We start from the raw sequence: 16,371 nt of genomic DNA on the forward strand, positions 1-16,371 counted from the left end.
TCATTCCTCGCTTAATGCGCCTGATCCCAATTTTCACCGCTACCCACTTCCACCAATAGCGGCACGTGTAATTCGGCAGTAGTGGACATAAGGTCGCGTATGGTTTCTATGTTGTCAGCTAACTGCGACTCCGCCACTTCGAACACCAACTCATCGTGCACTTGCATAATCATTTTTACATCCGCCCCGCTATTAGCTATCCATTGATCGCAAGCCAGCATCGCCAGCTTGATAATATCGGCAGCTGTACCCTGCATAGGGGCGTTAATTGCGGTACGCTCAGCATATTGCCTTACCGCAGCGTTACGCGCATTGATATCCGGTAAATATAAACGTCGGCCAAATAAGGTTTCTACAAAACCCTGCTGTTTGGCCTGTTCGCGAATCGTATCCATATACTGTTTGACACCAGGATAACGACTAAAGTATAGATCAATATACGCTTGAGCCTGATTGCGGGACAAGCCCAGTTGCTGAGCTAAACCAAAGGCTGACATGCCGTAAATCAAACCGAAATTAATGGCCTTGGCGGAACGCCTTAAATCGTTGGTAACCTGCTCGATTGCCACATCAAACACTTCGGCTGCCGTGGCACTATGCACATCCACACCTTGCGAAAATGCTGCCAGTAAACCGGCATCGCCCGACAAATGCGCCATGATGCGAAGTTCAATTTGTGAATAATCGGCCGCGACGATTTTATAGCCAGGCGGGGCGATAAAGGCTTGACGAATTTTGCGACCTTCTTCACTCCGAATTGGAATATTCTGCAAATTAGGATCAGACGACGACAAACGCCCGGTTGCGGCCACGGCTTGATGATACGAAGTATGCACTCGGCCGGTTTTAGGATTAATTTGCTGCGGTAGTTTGTCGGTATAGGTTGACTTCAATTTGCTCATGCCGCGAAACTCTAACAACAGTTTGGGTAAGGCATAATCTAGCGCTAATTCTTGTAGCACCGACTCATCGGTAGACGGCTGGCCTTTCGGGGTTTTTTTCAACACCGGCAATTTCAACCTATCGTATAAAATTTCCTGGATCTGTTTGGGCGAGCCCAAATTAAAAGTCGAACCGGCTAAATCATGCGCTTGCAACTCTATGCCGGTTATACGATTGGCCAATTCCAGACTTTGCATGTCCAGCATACCGCTATCGATCAGAACGCCGTTTTCTTCAATCCGCGTCAACACATCGATCAATGGGATTTCAATCTCGTTATATAAAGCCCATTGTTGCGGATTTTGCTGTAATTGCGGTGCCAGTGTTTGATGCAGACGCAGGGTAATATCGGCATCCTCAGCGGCATATTCTGCGGCCTGTTCAATAGGTACTTCCTGAAAGCCGATCTGCTTGGCACCCTTACCAGCCACATCTTCAAAATGAATCGTTTCCACCCCCAGATAATGTTTAGCCAGATCATCCATGTTGTGTTTAGTGGCTGTGCTGTTCAGTACATAGGATTCCAGCATGGTATCGTGCTGGATGCCGCGCAAGCTAATGCCATGATTTTTCAGAACATGGGCGTCATATTTTAGATTTTGGCCTAGCTTGGGTTTTCCGGCGTCTTCCAGTAGCGGCTTTAAGGCTTCCAGCACCTGCTGTCTATCCAGTTGTGGCGGCGCATCTGGATAATCGTGCGCCAGCGGCAAATATGCGGCCTGCCCGGCTTGTACCGCAAACGAGACACCGACGATTTCAGCCTCGCTGTAATTAAGGCTAGTGGTTTCAGTATCAAAGGCAAACAGTTCGGCCTGTTTCAGTTTGGTCAGCCAATGTTCAAAATCGGTCTGATTGAGGATGGTTTGATAATCCCTAGCCAAAGCCGAAGCAGACTCTTGCTCTCTTTGGGGATTTTGAAATACCTTAGGCGTAGTAGACTGGGGGGATGGGCTGGCGTTTTCCCCATTCAGCGTCTTTAACCAACTACTAAATCCCAGTGTACCCAGCTGTTGTTTCAACGCATCCATATCTGGATCACGGCGCTTCAAATCGTCCAGACTGTAATGCAAAGCCACATCACAACGAATAGTCGTCAGCTCCTGTGACAACGGTAATTGGCCCAAGGCATCCCGTAAATTTTCACCAATTTTGCCTTTGATTTCGTCTGCATGAGCAACCAGGTTATCCAGACTGTCGTACTGCTGCAACCATTTGGCAGCCGTTTTCGGCCCCACCTTGGGTACGCCAGGAATGTTATCCACACTATCCCCCATCAGGGCCAGATAATCGATGATCTGAGCGGGTTTAACCCCAAATTTTTCCTGTACACCCGCTATATCCATGCGGGTATTGGTCATGGTATTTTCCAGCGTAATTTGTTTAGTCACCAATTGCGCCATGTCTTTATCGCCGGTAGAAATGACCACCTCAAAGCCTTGCAGGGCTGCGTTCTGCGCCAGACTGCCCAACACATCGTCGGCTTCGACGCCATGCTCGATAATCAACGGCAAACCCAAAGCCTTGATCAGTTCATGCAAAGGTTGAATCTGCACCCGCAAATCGTCCGGCATTGGCGGCCTGTGCGCTTTGTATTGATCATATAATTCATGGCGAAATGTCTTGCCGGGCGCATCGAACACCACAGCGACATACGGTGTGTTGTAATCGTTGATCAGCTTACGCAGCATATTGGAGACGCCATAAATGGCATTAGTTGGCTCGCCTTGGGCATTCGTTAAAGGCGGAACAGCATGAAAGGCACGAAATAAAAACGAGGAACCGTCGACCAGAATCAGTTTGTTAATAGAAGTTTCAGACATATACAGGCAACGGTTAAATAAACAATTCAGCAACGATACAGACCCAATCAAGCACCTGCAAGCAAAGAATGGCATATTCTCTGCGCATCAGCTCTGATAAGCGCTTGTATCATTGGACAAGGCTTTCGCTTTGAAAAAAGTCTCAAGCGCGTTAATCTGCTGCACTTAAAGATATTAACCGGGAATCATCATCTCCCGCACATACTGATACTTTTTTTGCCACGGAGAAGGCCAACCTAACAATTATTATAACGATGTGGAGCCGGCCACCTTAGAGCCGCGCCAGCAAGAGGAGGGAAGGATGGACATTAATAAAAATCCCCATCGCAGCATGCCTGCTTATCGGCAATTGAAACGTCTACGCACAGCCTTAGCCATTGCCCAAGGCAGCCGATTATTATCAAAGTTATTGCAGGAGCTGGAAGCCACCGTCTCCCACGATCAAACCAAGCGCGTGACCTATTTAACTGAATTGTTTAGCCGGATTCACCGGGAAATTTTCGCCGATTGGAAAGAGCAAATCATCGTTAATCATAGGCCCGGCACCATGCTGGAAAAGGAAAAGCGCAAACAATTTCGTGTGGTCATTGAACGCCTGGTTCTAAATAATGGCAGTAATCACGATAGCGCAATTTTCGACAATAACGGTTTTGTGATTCAACACGCCGACATCGCGGAACGGTTGGCGGGGTTTTATGATGGCTTACGTTGCATTCGGCCCTATTCTTACGGCAATCGCATTACGCTGGACTTTTTTATTACCACGCTGGGTAATTTGCCGGCTTTTAAAGCCGTATACGAACAAGGTATCGATTTCCGCCGCCTGACACATGAAGATACGGTGGTCTTACACCACCCCAACAGCGATCATAGCGCCATCAGCAAAGCCTTCCGCCATGCACTGGACCCAACCCGCAGCAAGAATCTGGCAAATCAAGCCAACAGCTACGGTAAATGGCCGGAAAATAAACGCTTCTTACAGGGTATTCCGTTTCTCTCGCATACCACGCCCGAGGGTATCGCCTGTATCGTCACCGTCAACGGCGGCTTAGTACCGCTGCAAACCATTCAGGTTGATCAATTTATTACTGGTCAGCATTTTTCCGATAATCCGTTGAGCGTTTCTGAACAAATCATAGGTTATTTACCGGGCACCGAAGATTTGCGTTTACCCGGAAAAACTGAAATTGACGCTATCCCAATTAGGGAAGATGGTGTGGCACCGCTGTTTTGCCTGGATATCAACATATTAACCAGTCTGCGACCACCCAGTCATGCTGAGTTATTGGATTTGATCAGACAGTTTGCCGGCGAAAACGCTAACGTATTTGTGTTAGCCGACAACCCGACTTTAAAAGCTAAAATGTTGGCAGCCACTCGCGGTGAAGTGCGACTACAACGCACTATACAAATCGCCTACCAGCGATTAGGTAAGATCAATCGAGCCTTACAACTTGCGTTGGCAAATATTTTCAGCAGCAAAACGCCGGTTGATCAACCTAAGTTATTTATGTGCATGGGCGGCGCCGGTTCCGGCAAAACCGCAGTAGAAGAAATTGCCAGAGCTCAATGCGGAGATAATTTTGTCACAGCCTCGCTGGATGAATTCCGTAAACTCAGCGACTTATACTGCCTGCTGACAGCAGCCAATCATCATAGTGATGATTATGTCTATGTTGAGCCCTTCGCCAATCGTTTGCGCGACCTGGTGGCCGAGCATGCCAGAAAAAACCGCATCAATATTTTGTACGACGGCACCGGCATCCCCTATTACCCGCGCTATGCCAATGTCATTAGCCAATATCAGGTCGCCGGTTTCCATACCCAGATCACCGCCGTCGATGCTTTTTTAGTGAAGCCTGCCGGCAGAGAGCTGGAGTTATCGCGTTCCGGTGTCATCGGCAGTGTTAAAGCCCGTTATGAAACCAGTGGCCGAGCCCTGCCCTGGGTGGTGACTATCGATAAACACATCCGTTCGCCGCAGGCTTTTTTGCAAGCACTGCAAGATACCGCGCTGGCAAAATTATCGCTGTTTGCCAATGATGGTGAACGCGACCAACACTACCTGGTGGCAGAAAGTTTTTTATTGTATGACGAAGACATTGAACATCTGCAACAACAGCAAATAGCCGGCACGCTGGCCCAACACTTTAAAATCATGATGAGTCGGCATAAGTATTCAGTGTTGAAAAGTTTGGCTCAGGATGGTGAGAATACTTTGCAGGCACTGATCGACAGAAACACAGCTCTGACTGAAGACAATGTCGGCTACCTTATCTATCGCGGCAGCGAATATAACCGTACCTTGCTGATTTACAATTTAAGGCGCATGGTGGATTTTGTCGAGAAGCGCCAGCTCAACCCTAATGCCTCAGGAGAAGAAGGTTTGTTACATAAAACAGCGCCTTTAGCGTTTCATATCGATCCACAAGCCAAACAACCCTGGATTACTCGCTTACAGGGTACAGTGGAATAAGGAAATTGTTTCCCAAAATGCTGAGCTTATCGAATCACACTCTTCAGCGCCCCTGTTTGAAAACAGGGGTGGGAAGATTTTCAAAGCATGATTCAGCCAGTTTCTTTATTTATCCAGCCAACTTCAAGCGACTGTGTTTAATGCCATAACCAAAATAAATCCCAAAACCAATCAACAACCAAACCAACAAACGCAGCCAAGTATCCAGAGGCAATCCCGCCATCAATCCTAAGCAGACCAAAATTCCGCTTACCGGCACATAGGGCGACGCCGGACATTTGAAATGCCGTTCCAATTCCGGGTGAGTCACCCGTAACACGAGTACGCCGCCGCAAACCAGTACAAAAGCAAACAAAGTGCCAATACTGACTAATTCGCCGAGTTTTTCTATCGGCATGAATCCCGCCAACAAAGCCACGGCAAACCCTACCATTAAGGTAGACAGATGCGGAGTTTGAAACTTGGGGTGTACTTCCGCAAATACAGGGGGCAACAATCCATCCTTGGCCATAGCAAAAAAGATGCGACTTTGTCCCATCAGCAATACCAGCATCACAGACGTCAAGCCGGCAAGCGCGCCGATTTTTACAATAGGCGACAACCAAAGCATGCCAATATGATCCACCGCCAAGGCAATTGGCGCAGCGACGTTCAACTCTGTATACGAAACCATACCGGTCAAAACACCCGCTACCAAAATGTACAATACCGTACAGACCGCCAATGAAACGATAATGCCGAATGGTACATCTTTTTGCGGATTGACCGCTTCCTGTGCGGCAGTGGATACGGCATCGAAACCAATATATGCAAAGAAGATCACCCCGGCCCCAGTCAACACGCCGCCATAGCCAAACGGGGTGAAATTAGCCCAGTTTTCCGCTTCCACATGACCGGCACCGACAAAAATAAACACCACAATCACCGCCAGCTTAATCATCACCATGACAAAATTGAAGATTGCTGACTGGCGAATTCCCTGTACCAATAAACCGGTTAACAACAAAATGATCAGCACGGCCGGCAAATTGATAAAGCCGGCAACCGGATCGGCCAGATAGGCCGTGGTTAAATAACGCGGCAAATGCACACCTAAGGCAGCTAAAAAACTCGTCAAATAACCAGCCCAACCTATCGCCACCGTGCTACTGGCCAAGGCATATTCCAACACCAAATCCCAACCGATAATCCAGGCCATCAGCTCACCCATGGTGGCGTAGGCATAACTATAAGCACTGCCGGATACAGGAATCATCGCCGCCAGTTCGCTATAACACAAGGCAGCCAGCGCACAAGCGATACCTGCCAAAATAAACGACACCACAATAGCCGGCCCGGCATATTTGGCCGCCACGATCCCGGTCAAAACAAAAATACCCGCGCCGATAATCGCACCTATGCCCAGCAGAGTTAAGTCCTTGGCAGTCAATGTCTGTCTAAGGTTATTTTCCACCGCCGTTAATGCATCGACTGATTTACGTTGCAGCAATTGCTTGGGGATGTGCATAGGTGCTTCCGCTTATTGAGAGACGAATCCCGCCGGTTTATGTTTAGCACCGTCGAAACGAGTACCTTGGGTGTTGGCGTTTTTAAACTTAACATCGTGCAATTTGGTTTCGGCAAAGTTAGCGCCACTCAAATCAGCGTTAGTCATATCTGCGCCATCCATATCTGCCGAATATAAATCAGCGTTTTGCAGGTTGGCATTGATTAACTTGGCGTGCTTGAGCATGGCCCGGCCAAGTTTAGTATTGCTGAGATTAGCGCCGGTTAAATTAGCCCCTTTTAGATTGGCACGCATCAAGCCCATGGATTGATTTTTCATATCCGCTGCCCAATCCGCGTTACTGATATTGGCATTGCTAAAATTAGCACCTTCCATCACAGCAATCACCCGGCTACCGCTAAAATTAGCATTACTGGCATCGGCATGCATTAAACTCACCCCAAAAATACTGGAATTGGATAAATCGGCACCCACCAGTTTGATATTGGTCATTACCGTCAAATCCAGATTTAAATTTGCCAGATTGGCTTGACTAAGATTGGAACGGCGCAAATCCGCCCCCCATAAATCGGCGTTGCGAAAATCCAGACCGGACAAATCCAGATCGGTTAAATCCTTGCGCCGCAAGGGAGCCGGGTGTTGTTTATCAGCTTTGGCCAATAATTGCTCGACCTGTTGGCGAGTCATTTCGCCGGCTTGCGCCAAGGGATAGCTGATAGCCAGCACCAGCAGCATGGTTAGGGTTTTCTTGGCAAGATTCATAGCGCCCTCCTGGGTGACGTTCGGTTATGTTTGCATAGTAATCGCTACATTCATCTTGATATAAATGGGCAGTTGCGATTGACGCCTAAACAGTCTACCCCATCTTGTCGATTGCTCACGCAAAATGCAAATTAGCTAAATTGCCTTCAGATTTTACAAGTTATACGCAAGCAGCAAACCGACAAAAACCACCAAACCAAACCAGTTGTTATTTAAAAAGGCTTTGAAACAGTCCGGCTTGTTGAAGTGAAAAATCAACTTTTGTTGATAAACTGAAAAGCCGGCTGCAACCAGCAAGCCCAGGTAATAGGGCCAACTCAATTGCTGCATCATGCCCACGCTAATCAGCAATAGCAAAATGATGACTTGCAAGCCGGCGGTAATTTCCCGCACCCGTTTGCCGAATAAAATCGCTGTGGATTTAACGCCTATTTTTAAATCGTCATCGATATCCACCATGGCATACATGGTGTCGTAAACCAATGCCCACAACAACACAGCCAGATACAAAATCCAGGCTACAGATGGGATAGTATTGGTTTGTGCAGCAAACGCCATGGGCACAGCAAAACCAAACGCCATGCCCAGATAAGCCTGCGGTAGATGAGTAAAGCGCTTCATAAATGGATAGCTGGCGGCTAAAAACGCGCCAACAAATGACAGGGCTATGGTGTACCAGTTCATCAGTAATACCAGACCAAAAGCCGTCAGACACAACACCGCAAACACCGCTAGGGCTTCTTTGGGTTTGACCTTACCCGCAGCAATCGGCCTTAATTTGCAGCGTTCCACCTGCGGATCGAAATCCTTATCGGCATAATCGTTGATCACACAACCTGCGGCACGCATCAAGACCACGCCCAGCACGAACACTGTCAATACCAATAAATCCGGTTTGCCATTACCCGCTATCCACAAGGCCCACAAAGTCGGCCATAGTAAAATCAAAATACCAATGGGTTTATCGAAACGGGCTAACAGCCAGTATTGGTGAAGGCGTTCGGTGAGGTTAGGCATAAATAAGGGGGGCAGCGTTGTAAGGCAATGTTTATCAGTCGAATGTTCTTAGCCGCATTTTAAAGCAAATTGATAGGCGGGTTGTATCGTTGACAATCAACAGCAGACTATCCATAGCTTCAAGATCTACGAATATGTAATTCAATCACTGTCGTATCAATGCAGGGGGGCTGTAGTTTAGATATATTGCTTAGCGATGACTAATTTCTAAAAATTAGCACTCATGGATATGTCTGGAATAATTATGCAACTAGTAGTGGTAATTAAAACTACATTCGCCGGCAAATCCGTTAGGTATAAACTTATCAGTCGGACTGGAGTCTACACCGCAATCAATATTGGCCGGCTTTTCTTCAGATGTTTCGTCAATCGAGTGATTATTGCTGGAGCGACTAAATTTTTTTAAGTTGGGGTTGGGTGTCAGCCATTTATCGGAAAGAGTCAATACTAATTCATCGGATTCAATAAATTCTTTGGGTGTCGGTGGCTCAGCTATCGCCAAGGCAGTGGATAACATTAAAATGACCGCTAGTAATACTGTAAGCCTAGAGCTACTCAAACAAAAGAAATCAATGGGTTCCATGACTATTCTTCCGTACAAACTTAAGATGCATTATGTATAGTCCTGTTATGAAAAAATTGCAAATAGTCGTCAGATTTTTTTCTGACACCTCTGATTTAGCAGCTAATACGACCTGTTCCGGGGCCTGTGTTACCATTTTACTACCAAGTTTTTAATCTTAAGTTATGACAGAAATAGCTCAACCAACAAGACTCGTTGATCGATTTGGTCGGATAGTCAATTATTTACGCGTTTCCATTACCGATCGCTGCGATTTCCGTTGCGTCTATTGTATGGCCGAGGATATGGTGTTTTTGCCGCGCAAGCAAATTTTGAGCTTGGAAGAAATCCATTTTATTTGTCAGGCCTTTGTCGAATTAGGCGTGGGTAAGATTCGCATTACCGGCGGTGAGCCTTTAGTGCGAAAGGGTGCTTTGGGTTTGCTACAACAAATTGGCAAAATTCCAGACTTGCAGGAACTGGTAATGACCAGCAACGGCTCTAAACTGGCGCAAATGGCGGCCGATCTTAAAGCGAGTGGCATCAAACGTATCAATATCAGTTTGGATACTTTGGACCCGGTCAAATTCAAAGTTTTAACCCGCACCGGTGATCTGGAAAACGTTCTCAAAGGCATCAATGCTGCTCGCGAAGCGGGTTTTCAGCGTATCAAAATCAATGCGGTGATTTTAAAAAATCGCAATCATGCTGAGGTATGTGATTTAGTGCAATTTGCGGTCGATCGCGACATAGACATCAGCTTTATCGAAGAAATGCCTTTGGGATTGGTTGATCATCACAATCGCAGTGAAACCTATTATTCCAGTGACTTGATCAAACAAGATTTACAAAATCGATTTGATTTGCAAGCGGTGCCGGATAAAACCGGTGGCCCTTCAGATTATTTTCAGGTAGCGGGCAGCACATGCCGTGTTGGTTTTATTTCCCCACATAGTGCCAATTTTTGTGCCAGTTGCAATCGGGTGCGATTGACCGCAGAAGGCCGACTATTACTCTGCCTGGGTAATGAACATTCAGTTGATTTAAAAGCTGTCGTCCGACAATATCCCGCCGATATGCCTATGCTAAAACAGACTATTATTGACGCCATGCAAATCAAACCCGAAAAACACGAATTTAATATCCACGAACAGCCGGTTATTTTGCGCCATATGAGCGTGACCGGCGGTTGACGCAAGCGGAGTAAGCTATGTCACATAACAAAGCCCATCAAATCGTCGCCGAAGCCCGGCGCAACAAAGAAGATCGCGAAAAAGGTTACCGAGAACAGGCACTAAAGCTGTTCCCCTGGATTTGCGGACGCTGTGCTCGTGAATTCGATCTTAAAAACTTGCGTGAGTTAACCGTGCATCACACCAATCACAATCACGACCACAACCCGCCCGATGGCAGTAACTGGGAGTTATTATGTCTGTATTGCCACGACAATGAGCATCAACGTTACGAAGAGCAAAGTCGTTATGGCAGTAAGGGGGGGAGTAACGAATCAAAAGCTGCGCAAGCCACCTTCAACCCATTTGCCGATCTAAAAAACATGCTAAAAAAAGATTGATGATTCGATGCCAATGGGCGCTAGCAAGTCAGATAGAAGCTCAATATCACGATACTGAATGGGGCATACCGTTACACGATGACCGCAAACTTTTCGAATTTTTGCTGCTGGAAGGTGCCCAGGCTGGCTTAAGTTGGCGAACTATTTTAAACAAAAGAGACGCCTATCGTTTGGCATTTGATGATTTCGATGCTGAAAAAATAGCAGCATACGATGCAGCCAAAGTCCAACAGTTGTTATCAAATTCCGGCATCGTGCGCAATCGCTTAAAAATTCAGGCGGCGATACTGAACGCGCAGGCATTTTTGAGCACTCAGCAGACCTTTGCTAGTTTTGATGCCTATATCTGGCAATTTATCGGCGGAATACCCAAACAAAACGCCTGGCAAAAGCATTCACAAATACCGGCTTTTTCTGCAGAATCCGAACAGATGAGCCGCGATTTACAAAAGCGCGGCTTTAAATTTGTCGGAAAAACGATTTGCTATGCTTATATGCAAGCGGTGGGCATGGTGAATGACCACACTACAGACTGTTTTCGTTATCCGCAATTATCGCAAATGCCCTCATGACTACCACCGAATTACATAATCTGCAAAATGCCTGCAATCAATTACTTAGTCAGCAGAAAACTTTGTTATTAGCCAGTCGCAATCAAGTTGGCAATCCAGATATCAGCTATGCGCCATACCATTACCATGACTTCAAGTTTTATATTTTTGTCAGCGACCTGGCAAAACACAGCCAAAATCTTCGCAGCCATCCACAAGCATCGATTATGTTCATCGAACCAGAGGCGCAGGCTTCAAACCCATTCGCCCGTCAACGTTTGAGCTTTGACTGCCGAGTGCAGGAAATCAGTCAAACCGATCTAGTGTTTAGCAAAGTATTGCATGCAATGACGGCAGAATTTGGCGAAATTGTCAGCTTATTGCGGCAATTGCCGGATTTCCATTTGTTTGCCCTAACACCCACTCATGGCCAGTTTATTGCCGGTTTTGGTAAAGCCTTTGTCGTCGATGCTGAAGCCCAAGTGCAGCTGCCAACTGGCGCGCCATGAAACCGATGTAGCCATGGCCAATATAAAATCACTTATTTACAAAAATCTGCTGGCCGGGGCTGGCTATTTACTGGCTGGCTGGCTAGGAACCTTGCTGGCTACCCAGCCCAGTCACGTCAGCCCAATTTGGCCAGCAGCCGGTGTCGCCCTGGCGATAATGCTGGTTTACGGTCATTCGTTATTACCTGGTATTTTTCTAGGGGCGCTTGCCGTTCAGTTTTATGCGTTTATGGATGTATCCAGTTTTGCCAGTATTTTAGACTCCCTGGGTGTAGGGGTTTTGGCAGGAATGGGAGCTTGTTTACAAGCCTGGATAGGTATGCAGCTCATCAATCGCTGGGTGGGTAGGCACAACCCTTTGATTGACGATGCAAAAATATTACGTTTTTTTGCGCTAATAGCGGTGAGTTGTCTTATTTCGCCTAGCGTGGGTGTAGCTACTTTATATTTTAGTGGCGTCATAAGCCTGTCTGCCATACCGAGTAGTTGGTTTATTTGGTGGGTTGGAGACACGATAGGTGCAGCCATTTTTACGCCTATGCTGCTACTTTTGATCGGCCAACCCAGCCATATCTGGCAACCCCGCCGCCAATTTGTATTTTATCCGTTGTTATTTGTCTTGTTATTGGTCGTGACGGCTTTTTACTATAGCCAACGTCAAGAGCATCAAAACATAGAGGATTTATTTGGGCGGCAGGTAAACTTGCTGCATAGTACGATTAAACAGCACTTGGAAAAACATTTGGCTACAAACGCCGCTATCAAAGGTTTATTTGATAGCTCAAATTCTGTCACTCAGGATGAGTTTGTCAGTTTTGCTAACTCGATTGATACAAGTCATAGCAGCGTACATGAATGGACGCCCCGCGTGAGGGCTGATGAACGTGAAACTTGGCAAAAAAAATATAACGCCAATATCCGCCAAATGACTGCAAACGGCACATTGCAGCCCGCTGCCATGCAAGCCGAGTATTTCCCTGTCACCTTTATTGTGCCGCAAGCTGGTAATGAAGCTGTTTTGGGGTTTGATGTTAGTAGCAATCCGCAAGTTGCTCCGATTATTTCTCGAGCTATCGCCAACGGCATTTCAGCGGCAACCGGTTCTATTCATCTGGCTCAGGATGATAAGCCGCATTTGGGTACGGTAATCTATACGCCTGTTTATGCTAAAAACAAACCTTTAGATAGTGTCGAGGCAAGACAGGAACAATTCCTCGGCTTTGTCGCTTGTGTTTTTCGTATCGATACCGATATCGAGGGCATTTTTAATTGGTTAGGCGATAAAGAACTGCAATTGTCGTTGGAAATTTATGACCATGATCAGCTGGTTTACAGCAATTATCTGACCGACAATCAGCAAAATTTACGCTTTTCCAAGCTAAGTAAAACCCTGATTATTGATTTTGCCGGTCGCCAGTGGCAATTACACTATTTACCCACCTCTAAGTTTTTCCATCAACAGCAATCCGTGGTGATTGAATGGTTGTTACTGGGTGGTTTTTTGTTGTGCAGCTTAACTGCTGTTGGTTTGATGCTATTGACAGGCCGCACTGCGCGAGTGGAGGCCTTGGTATCTGATCGCACACAGAACTTACTGCGTAGCAATCAAGCTTTGAATCAGGAAGTTACCCTCCGCCGGCAGCAGGAAAATGAACTGCGAATTGCAGCCACCACTTTCGAGTCACATGAGGCCATCATCATCACCGATGCCAATGGCAGCATCTTACGGGTAAATAAAGCCTTTAGTGACATGACCGGATATCTTGCCAGAGACGTTATAGGTAAAAATCCAAGTCTGCTAGCGTCCGGCTATCATGAAAAGGATTTTTATCAGCAAATGTATACAGCTTTAGGCCAAAAAAATCAGTGGAAAGGTGAAGTCTGGAATCGACGTAAAAACGGCGAAATCTTTCCAGAGATTTTAACCATAACTGGCGTGCGGGACGAACAAAACCAACTGACGCACTACGTGGCGATTTTTTCCGATATTAGTGCGCAAAAAGCCGCCGAAAAAGAGATTCATAATTTAGCATTTTACGATCCCTTAACTAATCTGCCCAACCGACGGTTAATGCTGGATAGACTGCAGCAGGAAATCGCCGCCGCCAAACGCCAGATGAACTTTGGTGCTTTGTTTTTTCTGGATTTGGATCACTTCAAAAACCTGAATGATTCCCGTGGCCATCAAGTTGGGGATGAGTTACTGATACAAGTAGGGCAAAGGCTACAATCCATCATCCGACATGAAGATACCGCCTGTCGCCTGGGTGGCGATGAATTTGTAGTCATGGTGCCGGGTCGTTTTTTGAGTTTACAACTAGCTACCAATCACGCTGTGATGTTGGCGGAGAAAATTCTGTTTGCCATTAGCCAACCCTACATCGTACAGGGCAGCGAACACCATTTTTCTACTAGTATTGGCGTAACTTTATACCCGGAAACAATAGATCAGCCGGAAGAGATTGTCCAACAAGCCGATACGGCTATGTATCGGGCTAAGGAAAGTGGTCGTAACAGCATCAGTTTTTATCTACCTTCCATGCAAGAATCCGCCGACCGCCGCCTGACGCTGGAAAAAGAAATGCGTGTTGCGCTGCAAGAGCGTCAATTTCTGTTGCACTATCAACCTCAGGTGAATGAGCAGCACAAAGTCATCAGTGCTGAGGCTTTGATTCGCTGGCAGCATCCAACTAAAGGCATGGTTTCGCCGGCTGAATTTATTCCGCTGGCAGAGGATACGCAATTAATCCTGCCAATTGGTGCCTGGGTTTTGCAAGAGGCCTGTCGGCAAATTAAAGCCTGGGATCTGCAAGGGATTAAGCTTGATCATGTAGCAGTCAATGTCAGCTCAAGGCAATTTCGCCAGTCGGATTTTGTGCAACAGGTCAAACAAGTCTTACTGGATACCGATATTCAGGCCAAACGACTGGTGATTGAGTTGACCGAAGGTTGCGTAATCGAGGATATCGAAGATACCATCGAAAAAATGCAAGCCTTGCAGGCGATGGGCATTAGAATTTCTATTGATGATTTTGGCATCGGCTATTCATCTTTGTCTTATTTAAAAAGCCTGCCTCTCAGTCAATTAAAAATTGATCAAAGCTTTGTCAAACAAATCGATAATGTAAATGCAGCGGTGATAGTGGAAACCATCATCATGATGGCGAAAAGCTTGGGCTTGAATGTGATTGCCGAAGGTGTTGAGACGCTGGAGCAGGTCAATTTTCTCACCGCCAAAGGCTGCCTGAATTTTCAAGGCTATTATTTCAGTCGCCCCGTACCGGCTGATGAAATAAAGTTTACCCTTTAAAAAAGTGCTGCCATGCCAGGAATACCCAAGCGCTGGATACGAATGGCGTTATCGCCTTCTTGATACGCCAAAAGCTTGCCGTCCTGCTGCCAAAGTTTAAATGCCAGCGCATAGGACAAAACCCGAATAGGATAATCTCGCGGCAATGTTTGTAGATAAGGTTGCATGCTGACAAAATCGCTGGCGCCGTATTGCTGCATGATAAAACTCAGACCACCATTACGCGGACCGATATTGTAGGCTAGCAGGCCAAGAAACAAATCATCATTCATCTCCGCTAAGTAATGTTTTAAGGTAGCCGCTGCGACAAAAGCATTGTGTCGTGGATTAGCTAAATCCAGTTTTGCGATAGCCAGAGCTTGGGTTGCTTGTTGAAGGATAAATTTTGGTACGGCCGTGATTTGAAACAAGCCTTGGCCACCATCGTGACTAGTACGCGGAATAAACGATGATTCAGCCGCGGCTATGCCGTGCAACAAATTGACATCTACCGCAAAAACTTTGGCCGCTTGCTGAATATCTGAATCAAAAATTTCAGCGCGTTGAATCATATTCTGTAGTTGAGGCTGATCGTAACGCCGATAAGCGGCATAAACCTGATGTGCCAGTGTCGTGCGAGCAGCCTGCTGCTTGCCACCCACCAAGCTACGAAAATGAGTAAACACCTGCGTATAGCCATCGTGAGATACAAACCAAATCATGCCCAGGCTTAAACTCAAGGCAAACACAGCTGGCAACATGTGTGATTTGTTCCATAGCCAACTGCGACATTTTAGCCATCCCACTAACAGACCAGCAGCAATTATCACCCAGAGAGCTATACCGGCAGCAAACGGCAATAAGTCGGCAAAAAAACTCGAGCCGGAAAAGCTATTGGCTGAAGAGCCTAAAGTTAACATGCTACCCAACAAAGCGCTGATCGCTAGACCCAAGCCTTCCAAAACTAACAAAAGCAAATTTTTCCGACTCCAAAAGGCTAGCGGTGTTTTCCGCTTGCGAACAGCTTTGCGCGGCTTGCTGGTTTTATCCACCGATTGCGAGCGCGCTTTTTTGGGTTTTGTTGTGTTTTTCACACTCGATTTCGCGCGAGAGTAGCTAGATTTTGGCTTAGGGGCCACGGACATAGAATATCGGTTGAAGTTTCCTGAAAATGGATTATGCCATCATGCTAAGCAAGATAGCGACCAGAGTATTTTTGCAAGATTACCAGGTTTCAGGCAAACACTAGCAAAACACCATCGAGTTTGGCTTCCGCTAATACCTTTGCGCCCACACATATAGCTATAGCCGCATGGATTGTTCTGACAAAGATTCTCTCATCACGACTGCCTGCGCTAAAATT

At 46.5% G+C, this 16,371-nt stretch carries 12 protein-coding genes; 6 read left to right on the top strand and 6 right to left on the bottom strand.

Annotation, left to right across the window (positions count from 1 at the left end; all coding sequences use genetic code 11):
* Positions 1-11: 11 nt before the first annotated feature.
* Entirely contained in the window at positions 12-2,762 is a 2,751-nt protein-coding gene (polA, locus tag A1359_RS10885; RefSeq protein ID WP_066982304.1) for a DNA polymerase I, read from the bottom strand.
* A gap of 301 nt (positions 2,763-3,063) precedes the next feature.
* Here polA and A1359_RS10890 point away from each other — a divergent pair, with 301 nt between their 5' ends.
* Positions 3,064-5,238, top strand: a complete 2,175-nt coding sequence (locus tag A1359_RS10890) for a zeta toxin family protein (protein WP_066982305.1) — start codon at positions 3,064-3,066, stop codon at positions 5,236-5,238.
* A gap of 109 nt (positions 5,239-5,347) precedes the next feature.
* Here A1359_RS10890 and A1359_RS10895 read toward each other — a convergent pair whose 3' ends face one another.
* The 4 genes from A1359_RS10895 to A1359_RS10910 form a co-directional block, all read right to left on the bottom strand.
* Entirely contained in the window at positions 5,348-6,745 is a 1,398-nt protein-coding gene (locus A1359_RS10895) for an amino acid permease (protein WP_066982309.1), read from the bottom strand.
* 12 nt (positions 6,746-6,757) lie between these two features.
* Entirely contained in the window at positions 6,758-7,507 is a 750-nt protein-coding gene (locus A1359_RS10900) for a pentapeptide repeat-containing protein (RefSeq protein ID WP_066982312.1), read from the bottom strand.
* Between the two features lie 153 nt (positions 7,508-7,660).
* The gene (gene ubiA, locus A1359_RS10905; protein WP_066982315.1) at positions 7,661-8,524 is read right to left on the bottom strand and encodes a 4-hydroxybenzoate octaprenyltransferase; all 864 of its coding nucleotides are present in this window, start codon (positions 8,522-8,524) and stop codon (positions 7,661-7,663) included.
* A 250-nt stretch (positions 8,525-8,774) separates the two neighbouring features.
* Entirely contained in the window at positions 8,775-9,107 is a 333-nt protein-coding gene (locus A1359_RS10910; protein WP_066982317.1) for a hypothetical protein, read from the bottom strand.
* 164 nt (positions 9,108-9,271) lie between these two features.
* Between A1359_RS10910 and moaA the strand changes: the two genes are divergently transcribed.
* The 5 genes from moaA to A1359_RS10935 are packed head-to-tail and all read left to right on the top strand — an operon-like array spanning position 9,272 to position 15,029.
* Positions 9,272-10,279 carry a GTP 3',8-cyclase MoaA gene (gene moaA / locus A1359_RS10915; RefSeq protein WP_066982320.1) on the top strand — a complete coding sequence of 336 codons (1,008 nt, stop codon included), beginning with the start codon at positions 9,272-9,274 and terminating at the stop codon, positions 10,277-10,279.
* Positions 10,280-10,296: 17 nt separating this feature from the next.
* Positions 10,297-10,659 (top strand): YajD family HNH nuclease, encoded by a 363-nt coding sequence (locus tag A1359_RS10920; RefSeq protein WP_066982323.1) that lies wholly within the window; start codon positions 10,297-10,299, stop codon positions 10,657-10,659.
* Positions 10,659-11,231, top strand: coding sequence for a DNA-3-methyladenine glycosylase I (locus tag A1359_RS10925; RefSeq protein ID WP_066982326.1), 573 nt, complete (start codon positions 10,659-10,661; stop codon positions 11,229-11,231). The genes A1359_RS10920 and A1359_RS10925 overlap by 1 nt, the downstream gene beginning before the upstream one ends.
* Positions 11,228-11,719: a HugZ family pyridoxamine 5'-phosphate oxidase gene (locus A1359_RS10930; RefSeq protein WP_066982329.1), complete on the top strand. Its 492-nt coding sequence runs from the start codon at positions 11,228-11,230 to the stop codon at positions 11,717-11,719. Before A1359_RS10925 ends, A1359_RS10930 begins: the two co-directional genes overlap by 4 nt.
* A gap of 13 nt (positions 11,720-11,732) precedes the next feature.
* Positions 11,733-15,029, top strand: coding sequence for an EAL domain-containing protein (locus A1359_RS10935; RefSeq protein WP_066982465.1), 3,297 nt, complete (start codon positions 11,733-11,735; stop codon positions 15,027-15,029).
* On the opposite strand, the gene A1359_RS10940 is transcribed toward A1359_RS10935, so the two are convergent.
* On the bottom strand, positions 15,026-16,102 hold the full coding sequence (locus tag A1359_RS10940; protein WP_232322186.1) for a lytic transglycosylase domain-containing protein: 1,077 nt from the start codon (positions 16,100-16,102) through the stop codon (positions 15,026-15,028). The two genes, A1359_RS10935 and A1359_RS10940, sit on opposite strands and share 4 nt — an antisense overlap.
* Positions 16,103-16,371: the final 269 nt, after the last annotated feature.

It is taken from the genome of Methylomonas lenta, from assembly GCF_001644015.1.
Taxonomy (GTDB): Bacteria; Pseudomonadota; Gammaproteobacteria; order Methylococcales; family Methylomonadaceae; genus Methylomonas; species Methylomonas lenta.

Excerpts from the sequence above, each read along its gene's own strand:
- polA (WP_066982304.1), bottom strand. The coding sequence starts at position 2,762 with ATGTCTGAAACTTCTATTAACAAACTGATTCTGGTCGACGGTTCCTCG.
- A1359_RS10890 (WP_066982305.1), top strand. The coding sequence starts at position 3,064 with ATGGACATTAATAAAAATCCCCATCGCAGCATGCCTGCTTATCGGCAA.
- A1359_RS10895 (WP_066982309.1), bottom strand. The coding sequence starts at position 6,745 with ATGCACATCCCCAAGCAATTGCTGCAACGTAAATCAGTCGATGCATTA.
- A1359_RS10900 (WP_066982312.1), bottom strand. The coding sequence starts at position 7,507 with ATGAATCTTGCCAAGAAAACCCTAACCATGCTGCTGGTGCTGGCTATC.
- ubiA (WP_066982315.1), bottom strand. The coding sequence starts at position 8,524 with ATGCCTAACCTCACCGAACGCCTTCACCAATACTGGCTGTTAGCCCGT.
- A1359_RS10910 (WP_066982317.1), bottom strand. The coding sequence starts at position 9,107 with ATGGAACCCATTGATTTCTTTTGTTTGAGTAGCTCTAGGCTTACAGTA.
- moaA (WP_066982320.1), top strand. The coding sequence starts at position 9,272 with ATGACAGAAATAGCTCAACCAACAAGACTCGTTGATCGATTTGGTCGG.
- A1359_RS10920 (WP_066982323.1), top strand. The coding sequence starts at position 10,297 with ATGTCACATAACAAAGCCCATCAAATCGTCGCCGAAGCCCGGCGCAAC.
- A1359_RS10925 (WP_066982326.1), top strand. The coding sequence starts at position 10,659 with ATGATTCGATGCCAATGGGCGCTAGCAAGTCAGATAGAAGCTCAATAT.
- A1359_RS10930 (WP_066982329.1), top strand. The coding sequence starts at position 11,228 with ATGACTACCACCGAATTACATAATCTGCAAAATGCCTGCAATCAATTA.
- A1359_RS10935 (WP_066982465.1), top strand. The coding sequence starts at position 11,733 with ATGGCCAATATAAAATCACTTATTTACAAAAATCTGCTGGCCGGGGCT.